The organism is Arenibacter catalasegens, from assembly GCF_002909235.1.
GTDB lineage: Bacteria > Bacteroidota > Bacteroidia > Flavobacteriales > Flavobacteriaceae > Arenibacter > Arenibacter catalasegens.
In genome coordinates this window covers 143,330-156,645 of record NZ_PHQQ01000009.1, presented here as the reverse complement: position 1 = coordinate 156,645, position 13,316 = coordinate 143,330, and the positions used below count along the sequence as shown (strand labels likewise).

At 39.0% G+C, this 13,316-nt stretch carries 11 protein-coding genes; 7 read left to right on the top strand and 4 right to left on the bottom strand.

What is annotated here, in order from left to right:
- Nucleotides 1–260 precede the first annotated feature (260 nt).
- Genes CWD90_RS09575 through CWD90_RS09565 form a run of 3 tightly spaced genes read left to right on the top strand, consistent with a single transcriptional unit; the run spans nucleotide 261 to nucleotide 1,797 of the window.
- Nucleotides 261–803 (top strand): RNA polymerase sigma factor, encoded by a 543-nt coding sequence (locus CWD90_RS09575; protein WP_103475737.1) that lies wholly within the window; start codon nucleotides 261–263, stop codon nucleotides 801–803.
- Nucleotides 804–836: 33 nt separating this feature from the next.
- Complete coding sequence (locus CWD90_RS09570; protein ID WP_103475732.1) at nucleotides 837–1,355, top strand: hypothetical protein; 519 nt, start codon at nucleotides 837–839, stop codon at nucleotides 1,353–1,355.
- Nucleotides 1,345–1,797, top strand: a complete 453-nt coding sequence (locus CWD90_RS09565; RefSeq protein ID WP_157941186.1) for a hypothetical protein — start codon at nucleotides 1,345–1,347, stop codon at nucleotides 1,795–1,797. The genes CWD90_RS09570 and CWD90_RS09565 overlap by 11 nt, the downstream gene beginning before the upstream one ends.
- A gap of 56 nt (nucleotides 1,798–1,853) precedes the next feature.
- Here CWD90_RS09565 and CWD90_RS09560 read toward each other — a convergent pair whose 3' ends face one another.
- Nucleotides 1,854–2,885: a WD40/YVTN/BNR-like repeat-containing protein gene (locus CWD90_RS09560; protein WP_103475730.1), complete on the bottom strand. Its 1,032-nt coding sequence runs from the start codon at nucleotides 2,883–2,885 to the stop codon at nucleotides 1,854–1,856.
- Between the two features lie 71 nt (nucleotides 2,886–2,956).
- Here CWD90_RS09560 and CWD90_RS09555 point away from each other — a divergent pair, with 71 nt between their 5' ends.
- The gene (locus CWD90_RS09555; RefSeq protein ID WP_103475729.1) at nucleotides 2,957–4,174 is read left to right on the top strand and encodes an RsmB/NOP family class I SAM-dependent RNA methyltransferase; all 1,218 of its coding nucleotides are present in this window, start codon (nucleotides 2,957–2,959) and stop codon (nucleotides 4,172–4,174) included.
- 66 nt (nucleotides 4,175–4,240) lie between these two features.
- Here CWD90_RS09555 and CWD90_RS09550 read toward each other — a convergent pair whose 3' ends face one another.
- Nucleotides 4,241–4,681, bottom strand: a complete 441-nt coding sequence (locus CWD90_RS09550; RefSeq protein ID WP_103475728.1) for a hypothetical protein — start codon at nucleotides 4,679–4,681, stop codon at nucleotides 4,241–4,243.
- A gap of 99 nt (nucleotides 4,682–4,780) precedes the next feature.
- Nucleotides 4,781–6,592 carry an acyl-CoA dehydrogenase gene (locus tag CWD90_RS09545; protein WP_103475727.1) on the bottom strand — a complete coding sequence of 604 codons (1,812 nt, stop codon included), beginning with the start codon at nucleotides 6,590–6,592 and terminating at the stop codon, nucleotides 4,781–4,783.
- 201 nt (nucleotides 6,593–6,793) lie between these two features.
- Here CWD90_RS09545 and CWD90_RS09540 point away from each other — a divergent pair, with 201 nt between their 5' ends.
- The 3 genes from CWD90_RS09540 (at nucleotide 6,794) to CWD90_RS09530 (ending at nucleotide 11,944) form a co-directional block, all read left to right on the top strand.
- Complete coding sequence (locus CWD90_RS09540; protein WP_103475726.1) at nucleotides 6,794–7,660, top strand: cation diffusion facilitator family transporter; 867 nt, start codon at nucleotides 6,794–6,796, stop codon at nucleotides 7,658–7,660.
- A gap of 142 nt (nucleotides 7,661–7,802) precedes the next feature.
- On the top strand, nucleotides 7,803–11,489 hold the full coding sequence (gene purL, locus CWD90_RS09535) for a phosphoribosylformylglycinamidine synthase (protein ID WP_103475725.1): 3,687 nt from the start codon (nucleotides 7,803–7,805) through the stop codon (nucleotides 11,487–11,489).
- 2 nt (nucleotides 11,490–11,491) lie between these two features.
- A complete protein-coding gene (locus CWD90_RS09530) occupies nucleotides 11,492–11,944 on the top strand; it encodes a GNAT family N-acetyltransferase (RefSeq protein WP_103475724.1) in 453 nt (150 codons plus the stop codon).
- 133 nt (nucleotides 11,945–12,077) lie between these two features.
- Here the strand turns inward: CWD90_RS09530 and CWD90_RS09525 are convergent, their stop codons facing one another.
- Nucleotides 12,078–13,187, bottom strand: a complete 1,110-nt coding sequence (locus CWD90_RS09525) for a glycoside hydrolase family 10 protein (protein ID WP_103475723.1) — start codon at nucleotides 13,185–13,187, stop codon at nucleotides 12,078–12,080.
- Nucleotides 13,188–13,316 lie beyond the last annotated feature (129 nt).

Below are 13,316 nucleotides of genomic sequence, written 5' to 3'. Positions count from 1 at the left end.
TACCAAAAGAAGGCATACCGAAATAGGAAAAGTGCCGCCCGATCAAATTTATAATGCTAAAAAAATGGCATCATGATAAACTAAGGAATACCTTTAAGCTGTCTTACAGATGGGGAGTAGTGTATATTTCCCTCGATTAAGAAAATTAGAATAGTGAATAAACTTAATTACCTTAGTTATCAGATACAGAAAATTAATGAAGTTGCAAATAAACCTTATGCAATTTTTATAGTCCAATGTTTGAACTTAAGTACAACATGTTGATTGCGGAAGAAACTCTAGTAATACAATTAAAACATAAAGACCATCAGGCGAAGGCTTTTGAGGTGTTGGTAAACACCTACAAGGAAAGACTTTATTGGCATATTAGAAGAATTGTTTTAAACCATGAAGATACAGATGATGTTGTGCAAAATACTTTTATAAAGGTGTTCCGCAATATTGATGGCTTTAAAGGGGATAGCAAACTTTATTCTTGGATGTACAGAATAGCTACTAATGAAGCCTTATCCTTTTTAAAATCCAAATCGCAAAAACTTAAGGTAAGCAACGAGCAATTATACAATAAAACCGTTGCGGATTTACGGGCGGATGTCTATTTTGAAGGCGATGAGTTTCAACTTAAATTACAATCGGCAATTGCAACCTTACCTGAAAAACAAAAATTAATCTTCAATATGAAGTATTTTCAGGAATTGAAGTATGAAGAAATTTCAGAGATTCTTGAGACTACTGTTGGTGGGTTAAAAGCTTCCTATCACTTGGCTTCAAAAAAAATTGAAGCTTTTTTAAAAGAAAATTAAACCTTTCATAATGTTCAAGGTCAAACTATTGAAATGAATAAAATAAATAAGAATAACAGTTTTAAAGTCCCGGATGGCTATTTCGATACCCTTTCTGGCAATATCATGGATAAGATTCACAAGGAGAAATCCACTATGTCTACCAGTCCAGGATTTAAAGTTCCTGAAGGTTATTTTGAGAATCTAAACACTAAAATATTTCAGAAACTGGAAAACGAACCAGTGGAGACAAAAATAATTTCACTCAAGTCCTATAAAAAGCATTTTTATGCAGTTGCGTCCGTTGCAGCAATAGTTCTTCTATTCATTGGAATTCAATTCAATGGCAGCAAAGTACTGTCCTATTCGGATTTGGCTAATTCGGATATAGAAGAATATTTCGAATATAATGACATGGAGCTATCCTCCTATGATTTGGCCGAAATACTTCCTTTAAATGATTTGGACCTCAACGATATCTTGGAAAATAGATTGGATAATGATAATATTATAGACTACTTGAATTCCCATGTGGAAGATTTTGAAGAATTAAATTTGCACAATGATGAATAAAAAATTAAAAATACTAGCGCCACTTTTATTCCTGATGGCTACCATATCAGTAAGTTCCCAAGAAAAACAGGATTGGGAAAAGATAAAATCCCTGAAAGTAGCGTTCATTACGGAAAAATTGGAACTTACGCCCAAGGAAGCCCAAAGTTTTTGGCCCCTATACAACGAACACCAGTCTAAAAAAGAGGGTTTTTATAGAGTAGAACGTTTTGAAATAGGGTCCGATATTAAAAAACTGGATGCCCTTTCGGATTCACAGGCTAGTGAACTCCTTATTCGTATGCAGAAGTTGGAGGAAGAAAAATACAGGGCGGAAAAATCTTATATCGAAAAAATATCCAAGACCATTTCGGCAAAAAAGACCATATTGCTGATGCGGTCAGAAGAAGAGTTCAAACGACATTTAATAAGGCAATATCGTCAGAAAAGAGGGGATAAATAAATGTGCCTTTAGGTCAATGGAATTGCTTGTACGTTCAAAAATGGCCATGTCTGCAACTAATGAAAAATTAGTTTTGCAATTCTGTCCTTGCCCGCCGCATAGGCAATGGAATCGTTCAGAAACCTCAAGGTATAAAAAGACTCATTTGAAAGTTGTTCCCATGTCTGACCTGTATCATGGGAATAGGCTATACCATTAAAGCCTAGGGCTATAAGGGATTTGCCTTTTGAATTTGGCACAAATTGCACACAGCTTCTATAATCAGGAAGTTCGCCATTGGCGACCAACTTCCATGTTTTTCCACCATCTACTGTTATTGCTTTGTTGGCCGACTTAATTTTTGGCTTGGTATAGTCTCCACCGAAGACAACACCTAAATTTTCGTCATAAAAATCAATGGAGTATATTCCTTGAGTTGGTTCCGAACTTTCAATTGGAGTTTTTATCACCGCCCAGGTAAATCCTTTGTCATGCGAGTAATAAACATTTCCATTTGTAGTGGCTATCCATGCTTTATTGCCCAGCACCTTTATATTAGTATTACTTGCCGCAAAAGCGCCTTCCCCATCTTCCGATTTAGGTAAGGAAGAACAAGGCAATTTATTCCATGTATTACCTCCATCCCTAGTAATTATTATTGAAAGACACCCATTCATACTGTCCCCTACGGCGATTCCTTCCTTATTGTTCCAAAAGGTCATGGCATCATAGAATACCTTTTCATCCTCTTCTTTGTACACCAATACCATTTCACCGGTATCCCCCGTCTTATATAATAAGGCAGGATTACCCACGGAAAGCATAAAGAAATCGGCAGCGTTTTGCGCAATTGCCCTGAATTCAGGAAAAATACTATCATATTTTTGGGTATTCACTCGCACTTTATTCGTCCTAAGGTCCACCAATCCAAAAGCTCCCCTGTCCGCTGCGAATGCCATATTACCGCCATCCATAATTTGGATAGCCCTAAAACTCAATGAATCAGTATAAATAGTCTCTATTTCCACGGTATTAATCTTCCTTGACCCTTCCTTTTCAGAACAGGAACCTAAGAGAAATAGCACAAGGATCACCAAATAGTTTCGCATGTTTATAATTTTCACCAAAAATAATAGGAATAGGTTCTAATACAATACCTTTGCAATCTTAATTTTTAAAAATGCGATTACATAGAAATCTAGTGTTTGCGGTTGTTGATGCGTTAAATTTTATATTTAATGAAGGTGAATACGCGGATAAAGTAGTAGAGAAAGTATTAAAATATGACAAGCGATGGGGTGCTAGGGATAGAGGTTTTATTGCGGAAACCACTTATGAAATGGTCCGTTGGAAGCGATTGTATTCTGAGATAGCCGAAGTAAAAGCACCATATAGTAGACCCAACCTATTTAGAATGTTTGCCGTTTGGGCCGTTCTTAAGGGTATTAAACTACCAGATTGGAAACAGTTAGAACCTACTCCTGAAAGAAGGATCAAAGGGAAATTTGATGAACTCTCCAAAATTCGTAAATACAAGGAATCTATTCCGGATTGGATAGACGAACTATGTGCCAAGTCATTGGGTGAAGCGCTCTGGACCAAGGAAATTCATGCTCTTAATGAACAGGCCGAAGTTATCCTTAGGACGAATACTTTAAAAACAACTAAGGATAATCTAAGCAGTGCCCTGAATGAGGCAGGAGTGGAAACAGAATCCATAAAAGGATATCCAGATGCCTTGCGCCTGAAGGAACGTTCAAATGTATTTATAACCGAGCCCTTTAAGAAAGGCTGGTTCGAGGTACAGGATGCCTCTTCACAACTGGTAGCACCTTATTTAGACATTAAACCGGGCCAACGTGTGGTTGATACCTGTGCCGGTGCTGGCGGTAAATCTTTGCATTTAGCAGCACTTATGGAAAATAAAGGCCAGCTGATCGCCTTGGATATATATGGAAACAAACTCAAAGAATTAAAGCGAAGAGCCAAACGCGATGGTGCCCATAACGTGGAAACAAGAGTTATAGAATCTACCAAAGTCATCAAAAAACTATACGACTCCGCGGATAGAGTTCTAATAGATGCCCCATGCACAGGATTGGGCGTTCTAAAAAGAAACCCGGATGCCAAATGGAAATTACAACCTGATTTTTTAGATAAAATTATGGTCACCCAACAAGAAATCCTTCAAGATTACAGTCGCATTGTAAAACCTGGTGGGAAATTGGTTTATGCCACATGTTCCATATTGCCACAGGAGAATATTCAGCAAGTAAAGAAATTCTTAGGTTCGGAAGCTGGTAAAGATTTCACTTTGATCAAGGATGACAATATTTATGCTTGTAAAACTGGTTTTGACGGTTTTTACATGGCTCTATTGGAGAAAAGTCCAGCTTAGTTTACCAAAAAAACACCACAAAAAAGAGGCTGCCCATAGCATTGGGCAGCCTCTTTACATTTTAACCTATAATCCTATTCTAACACTAGGGGCACGAACCCCTATTCCTGTGCGAATTGTAGTTCCCCGATTGTAATTTCTATACCGATAGGGATCGTTGTTGTAATAGTAGAAACTGGCATGGGCATGATACTGTTCACTGTGGTGACAATGGGTATCACAATGACCTCGATGTTCTGCATAGGCATCCTTCTTACCCTTCATATAAGCCCTATATGCTCTCTTATTTCTTTTCTTTAATCGACTTTCATATTCCTTTTGTGATTCCCAGAATTCCTCTTCCTCTTGTTCTGCCAATTCCTGTGATTGCTCAAATTGCGCATCTTCCTTGGCCCTTTGTTCATAATAGGAAATCTTTTCCTGCTCCGTAGATTCTAATTCCTGGGCTATTGTTCCGGTAGCGGTTAAAAGCAGAACTGCCAAACTTAAAAATTGTAATCTTTTCATAATTTAATTGTTTTATTTGAACCGTGATTTTTAACACTGTTTGTATATAGAACAATCAAACCCACAATAACCCTACTCCATTGTGCAATAAATTAATTTTTAAAAGACCTCTTTCCTTGAATTTATGGTCAGCACATCTGGATGCATCAACGATTCTGCCAAGCTACTCGTTTTAGGCAACTCGTACTTAAAATAGAATTTCATAGTATGGACCTTGCTTTCGTAAAAGGTTTTTGAATGGGCTTGCCCCCCCTCCTGGAGGTTTCGTTGTGCATGTAAAGCCATATCTAGCCATAACCAGCCTATTACCAAGTGACTTAAAAATTCCATAAATAAATTTGCATCGGACAAATAACGCTCGTAATTCCCTTTTTTGGCAAAAGGCATCAAAAAGTCCAAAACTTCTCTCGTCAACTTAATCTTGTCTCCCAATATTCTGGCCGATGGATTCAATTCCTCAAATTCCATTGCCTTGGTTATGGTATTCAATACTTCCGTTAATAACAATTCTAAAGCCTTACCATTCTCCATAGGAACTTTTCTTCCCAAAAGGTCTTGGGACTGTATACCCGTAGTACCTTCATAAATACTAAATATCCTAATATCCCTATAATATTGCTGTAGTATAAAATCGGTACAGAATCCATATCCCCCCAATACCTGTAAACCATTGCTCACAGCCTCAGACCCTGCCTCAGTAGGATAAGTTTTTACCATCGGAATAACCATTTCCAATAATAGACCATACTTTTCCTTAACTTCAGGGTCCTTGGTAGATTGTATAATATCATAATATTTGGCGGCCAATAGGACCAAACTCAATGAACCTTCGGCAATCGCTTTTTGCAATAATAGCATGCGCCTTACATCTGGATGTTCAATAATTAAGCAGGGTTTTTCATCGGGATCCTTTTTTCCATCACTGGAAAGTTTTCGTCCTTGGGGCCGTTCATTGGCATATTCCAATGAGGCTTGATAAGCGGCCATGCTTATAGCGGCACCGCCACGCCCGACACTAATCCGGGCACTGTTCATCATTAAGAACATATATTTTAATCCCTTATGAGCCTTACCTACCAACCAGCCATGACAATCGTCCTTATCACCAAATCCTAGATGTGTAGTGGAGTATCCACGTTGTCCCATTTTTTGAAAATCGGCCACGGTCATAACATCGTTCTTTTTTAAACTACCATCAGCCTCTACCCTAAATTTTGGAACAACAAATAAAGATATACCCTTAGTACCGGACGGCGCTCCTTCAATTCTGGCCAGCAACAAATGCACGATGTTTTCGGCATATTGATGATCCCCACCTGAAATAAATATTTTTTGTCCTGATATCTTAAAATAGCCTTCTTCTGTTGGAGTTGCTTTGGTAGTTATATCTGATAAGGAACTTCCTGCTTGTGGTTCGGTAAGGCACATAGTTCCACCCCAAGCACCCGAAAGCATTTTTGGGACAAACGTTTCTTTAAGTTCATCATTGGCAAAATGCACTATTAGCTCCGCTGCTCCTTGGGTTAAACCAGTATATCCTGGTAAATGATTGTTTGCTGCCTCTTGAATATAGGCTGAGGCCGTATGTATGACAAACGGTAATTGCATGCCTCCAACACCATAATCAAAAGGACCAGCAATAATACCCATTTCCCCTCCTTTTTTCATCATTACATCCACTTGCTTATGGACCATTACAGTGCCATTCTTGAACTTTGCCGGTGTTTCATCCATCTCCTTGATAAAAGGGAACAATTCGCGATCGGAAAATTCCTTAATAGAATTTAAAAAAAGATCTAATGAATTTTTGTCATAATCCTTATAACGTTCAGTTGAAAGCAGTTCTTCCACCTCGTGAACCTGATATAATAAGAATTTTAAAGTTGCGAGATCTACATATTCCTTTGCCATTGTAAAATAAATAATTGATTAGTACATATTACAATACGTAATATACAATTAACTATACTAAATAATGCTACCAAAAAAGGTGAAAGTATTAGGATATATAAGGCTTAGTCGAAAAAATAGAAAAATACAATAATAGATTCCCGTCCCAAAAAAGCAATATAAGTTTACTACCTTTAAATTTTTATCCAGTTTTGGAATACCATGAACAATGAGCAGTCGGCCATAAAAACAACATATTTTAGCATAGTTGGAAATATTGTTTTGGCCATAATTAAAGCCCTAGCAGGTTTTTTTGGCAATTCCTATGCTTTAATCGCAGATGCCATTGAGTCCACTACCGATATTTTTTCCTCGCTTCTAGTTTTATTTGGACTTAAATATGCAAAAAGACCGGCAGATGATAACCATCCATACGGTCATGGTAAGATTGAACCACTTATAACTTTTTTAGTGGTGGGTTTTTTAATTACCTCAGCTACCATAATAGCCTATGAGAGTATTATAAATATTCTAACACCTCACAAAACACCAAAATCCTGGACCTTACTAGTCTTGGGGGCCATTATTCTATGGAAGGAAATTTCGTATCGGGTAGTATTAAAGAAAAGTATAGAAACCAATAGTTCCTCACTTAAGGCGGATGCCTGGCATCATAGAAGTGATGCCATCACATCGGTAATGGCTTTTATTGGTATTTCCATTGCGTTGATTTTTGGCAAAGGTTATGAAACCGCGGACGACTGGGCTGCATTGGCCGCCTCCATATTTATTTTCTATAATGGCTATCTCATCTTTAGACCTGCACTTGGTGAAATAATGGACGAACATCTATATGACGAACTCATTGCAGAAATTCGCGAAGTTTCCTTAAAAGTGGACGGTATTTCAGGAACTGAAAAATGTTTTGTTAGAAAAGCGGGCACAAAATATCACGTAGATCTACATGCCTTGGTAAACGGAAGTATTACTGTAAAGGAAGGACATGACCTGTCCCATAAACTCAAAGATAGACTCCGCTCCGATATTCCCAATATTGGACACGTATTGATCCACATAGAACCCAAATAATAATTAAGCCAACCGGCCATACTGTATAGTCTTCCTCTAGAAATTAACAATTGTCCTCTAAAACTGTTAACTATTCTACTTAAAAATTACACATTAAAACCGTAAATTTGCAGCTTTATAATCCATACAATTTACATATTAGATGATTCATTTCTTTGGAGACCTTAGCACTAAGATATTTGCGGTACAGACCAAAAGCGACCTATCTCAAGAAGATAGTGTGAAACTTACGTGGTTGTTTGGCAACCAACCTAGGTTAAACGTGGCGTCATTGGACGCCTTTTTTGTTGGTCCCAGGGCGGCCATGATTACTCCATGGAGCACAAATGCAACAGAAATAACCCAAAATATGGGTATTTCTGGAATTATAAGAATTGAAGAGTTTATAAGGGTGGACAAAGAGGATAAAGACTTTGACCCCATGCTTTCACAAAAATACAATGGCTTATCACAAGATATTTTTAAGGTTGATGTGATGCCAGCTCCTATTTTGGACATAGAAGATATTGCCAAATACAACGAACAGGAAGGCTTGGCCTTAAATGAAGAAGAGGTAACTTATCTACAGCAAATTTCCCAAAAAATTGGGCGCAAACTTACAGATTCCGAAGTATTTGGTTTTAGCCAGGTAAACTCCGAACACTGCAGACATAAAATTTTTAACGGCACTTTTGTAATCGATGGAATTGAAAAGCCTTCATCGCTTTTTAAACTTATTAAAAAAACATCACAAGAACACCCTGGAGGAATAGTCTCAGCCTATAAGGACAACGTGGCCTTTGTTAAAGGTCCTAAAGTGATTCAATTTGCCCCTAAAAGTGCAGACAAACCGGATTATTACGAGGAAAAATCATTCGAATCCGTTATTTCCTTAAAGGCAGAAACCCATAATTTTCCAACTACTGTAGAGCCCTTTAATGGTGCGGCTACAGGAGCTGGTGGTGAAATCAGGGACCGTTTGGCTGGAGGAAAGGGTTCATTGCCCTTGGCGGGAACTGCCGTTTATATGACCGCCTATTCTCGATTGGAAGAGAACAGACCTTGGGAAAAGGGCATGAAAGAAAGGAATTGGTTGTACCAGACTCCAATGGATATTTTAATAAAAGCATCCAATGGTGCTTCTGACTTTGGTAACAAATTTGGCCAACCCTTAATTGCTGGTTCAGTACTTACTTTTGAACATGATGAAGCGGCTGAATCTTCAGCAAATGGACAAGGTAGAAAATTGGGTTATGACAAGGTAATTATGCAGGCCGGAGGAATTGGCTATGGCAAGGCGGAACAGGCTTTGAAAGACACTCCAAAAACCGGTGATAAAATTGTAATCCTTGGTGGCGACAACTATCGAATCGGAATGGGAGGTGCCGCAGTATCCAGTGCCGATACAGGCGAATTTGGGGCCACTATAGAACTCAATGCCATTCAGCGATCTAATCCAGAAATGCAAAAAAGAGCTGCCAACGCCATTCGGGGTATGGTAGAAAGTGATCATAACCCTATTGTTTCCATACACGATCACGGTGCAGGCGGACATTTGAATTGTCTATCGGAATTGGTGGAGGAAACCGGAGGAAAAATAGATTTGGATAAACTGCCTATTGGGGACCCTACGCTATCAGCAAAGGAAACTATTGGAAACGAATCCCAAGAGCGTATGGGATTGGTCATCGGCAAAAAGGATGTTGATATGCTGCATCGAATTGCAGATCGGGAACGATCACCCATGTATGAGGTTGGTGATGTTACAGGAGATAATCGGTTTACCTTCAAATCTTCCACTACAGGAGAAAGTCCTATGGATCTTGAACTATCGGATATGTTTGGTAGTTCTCCAAAAACTGTAATGAACGATTCCACAATATCAAGAAAATATTTAGCGCCATCCTATTCCCTAGAACACTTCCATGATTATTTGGACCAAGTTTTACAATTGGAAGCTGTGGCTTCCAAAGACTGGCTTACCAATAAGGTAGACCGCTGTGTAGGGGGCAAGGTGGCCAAGCAGCAATGTGCAGGACCCCTGCAGTTACCTTTAAACAATTGTGGTGTCATGGCCCTGGATTATAAAGGAAAGGAAGGAATTGCCACTTCTATAGGCCACTCCCCTGTTTCTGGATTAATAGACCCTGCCGCTGGTAGCAAAAACAGTATAGCGGAAGCCTTGACCAATATTGTATGGGCTCCCTTAAAGGACGGTTTGGATTCAGTATCCCTTTCCGCCAACTGGATGTGGCCATGTAAAAACCCTGGAGAAGACGCTAGACTGTATGAGGCTGTTGAGGCTATTTCGGATTTCGCCATTGCATTGGGAATCAATGTCCCAACAGGTAAGGATTCCCTTTCCATGAAACAACGTTATAAAGATGCTGAGGTTATAGCTCCTGGAACCGTTATCATTTCCGCCGCAGGTAACTGTTCCGATATCACCAAGGTGGTAGAACCGGTTTTACAAAAAAATGGAGGCGATATATATTACATTAATCTTTCCAAAGACACTTATAAATTAGGAGGATCTTCATTTGCACAAATCTTGAATACCATTGGTGATGAGGCCCCCACAATTAATGATGCTGTTAATTTTAGGACTGTATTCAATTCGTTCCAAGGTCTGATCCTTGACGGGAAGATTCTGGCTGGCCATGATGTAGCTTCCGGTGGACTGATTACGACCCTTTTAGAACTTTGTTTTGCCGACACCGAGTTAGGTGCCACTTTGGACCTGACTTCCATTGGTGAGACCGATACTATAAAATTATTGTTTTCCGAAAACGCTGGAATTGTTTTTCAGGCCAAGGACAGTTCGGTAGAAAAGGTTTTGGCCGATGCTGGAATTGATTTTTACAAAATTGGTTCTGTAAACCCAACTGCTACGCTGACCATTAAAAATCAGGGTATGGAAATGGGATTGAACATTAACTCCCTACGCGATACCTGGTTTAAAACTTCCTACCTTCTTGACAAAAGGCAAACTGCCAACAACTTGGCCCAAGAAAGGTACAGCAATTATAAAAATCAACCCTTAGCCTACACATTCCCTGCACATTTTGATGGCAAGTTGCCCACTAAGCCAACAACACGTCCAAAAGCGGCAATCCTACGTGAAAAAGGTAGTAATTCCGAGCGCGAAATGGCCAATGCCATGTACCTTGCCGGTTTTGATGTTAAGGATGTACATATGACCGACTTAATCTCTGGTAGAGAGACCTTGGAGGATATTCAGTTTATAGGAGCTGTTGGTGGTTTCTCCAACTCGGATGTATTGGGCAGTGCCAAAGGTTGGGCTGGAGCTTTTAAATATAACGAAAAAGCAAATACAGCACTGAAGAATTTCTTTGCAAGGCCAGATACCCTTTCCATTGGTATTTGTAACGGTTGCCAATTGTTTATGGAATTGGAATTGATTAATCCCGAGCATGAGAAACACGGAAAAATGACCTATAATGATTCCCACAAACACGAAAGTGGATTTACCTCTGTTGTTATTCAAAAGAACAAATCCGTAATGCTTTCAAGCTTGGAAGGCGTCAATTTAGGTGTTTGGATATCCCATGGGGAAGGGAAATTTAACTTACCTCTTTCGCAGGACAATTATAATATAGTGGCCAACTATGGCTATGAAGGGTATCCGGCAAATCCTAACGGCAGTGATTTTAATACCGCCATGTTATGTGATACCACAGGGAGACATTTGGTGACTATGCCGCATATAGAGCGTTCTATTTTCCAATGGAATTGGGCACATTATCCAGAAGGTAGAAAAGATGAGGTTTCACCATGGTTGGAGGCATTTGTAAATGCCCGCAAATGGCTAGAAACGAATAATGACTAATTATGACTTTTAGACGAGCTACCAAGGAAGACCTTCCAGCTATAATAAAAATGATTGCTAATGATACCTTGGGCCACTTACGTGAGAAGTACGAGGAGCCACTTCCCAAGCAATATTATAATGCTTTTGACCGTATAGAAGAGGATAAAAATCAGGAACTTTACGTTATAGTAAATCCCGAAAGGGAGGTTGTAGCTTCCTTTCAATTGAGTTTCCTCCAATACCTCACCTATAAAGGGGGTATTCGTTGTCTTGTAGAAAATGTCCATGTTCATGAAGATGAAACAGGAAAGGGCATTGGCAAACAAATGTTTCAATGGATTATTCATAGGGCCAAGGAAAAAGGAGTTCATATGGTGCAATTAACTTCGAACAAACTAAGACCGGATGCCATTCGATTTTACGAAAGCTTTGGGTTCAAAGCTACCCATGAAGGGTTTAAACTACATCTATAAGAGCACAACAAAAATCCCTTGGAAAGAAGTTGGATAAAATGGCTTTAAACGCATTTTAGACCTCAACTCCCTTCCAAGGGATTTTATATGTAAAGGCAATGGTGACACCGCCAAGGTATCCTAAAATACCTCTTTATTTTTTAGAATAATCCGCATTAATCGCCTTATCAAAAGCTTCCCAATGCTCGGGCTTCATTCTTTCAGGCGTAAAAAGACATATCCCTGTGGCACCGTTCTCCATAGAGGCTCTAATTGCCGTTTCAATTTCGGAAGGTAACAACCCGTGATTTTCGGGATCATTTTCCTTTGTTTTATTCTCTGGGTTTGGACATATAAAAAGTCCACTGTAAATAGGCTTTTTGCCATTAACGGATGCTACTTCTTCCTTGGTTATTTCTCCTACCCATTCCGGACTCTTCAAATAGAAATCGTTATAATTCATTGGATAGAAGGCGTCCAAGTCCCATTTATTCCATTCCTGTCTCACCATTTTCATAGCATTGCTGGGACCAGGAAATACCGCGGCATTTATCTTTTTACCTTTTTCATGGACCACTTTCGCTAAACGATTGACCATAGTTGTTATTAAATCATATCTAAACTGCTTCCATTCCTGAACTTTGGATGGATCTTCTACCTCCTTTATATCTATTCCTGATTTCTCCTTAAAATCCGCTACACATTTATCACAATAGCAGTAATCGGCCACTGGGTATTCCTCGTCCATCACCAGTCCATATTTATCCCAAAGTCCCTCAGCCAAAATAACATCGGGGAAACGAATATAGTCCAAGTGTATTCCATCAACTTCTTCTACAGCCGCAATATTCCCATATAGTTCCGACAAAAAAGTGAATGACCCCTCCTTGTTAGGGCAAAGAAACTTGTAATAGGGTACATAGGCCGGTTTATCAAAAGCTGATTCCCCATTTCTATTTATGGCATACAAATCTTCTGGTAATTTAGGATTATCGCCCTGTACCATAGTAGGTACCCAAGTATGGAATTCCATTCCTGCGTCTTTCACCAATTTACCTACCCGCTTATACGTTTCCGGATTATGTCCGCCGTTATACATTAACCCATCAATCCCTTTCTCCTTATAATTCTTAAAGGTTGCCATAAGTTCTTGATCTGTGGCTTCTCCAGGACCACCCGTCCATGCATACACAGGAATCTTTGTTTTTTCGGCACAGGAAATCATGGTAAAAATAACTACTGCCGTTACAAAAAGCTTTTTCATTGGTTTAGTTTATTTGTTATTAAAAATTAAATGTAATTCATATTTAAACACTTTACTTAATATCAAAAATGCTTAAATACAAATTTTCTAATATTTGTATTAAGGATTGAACTTAATCATTTTGCAAAT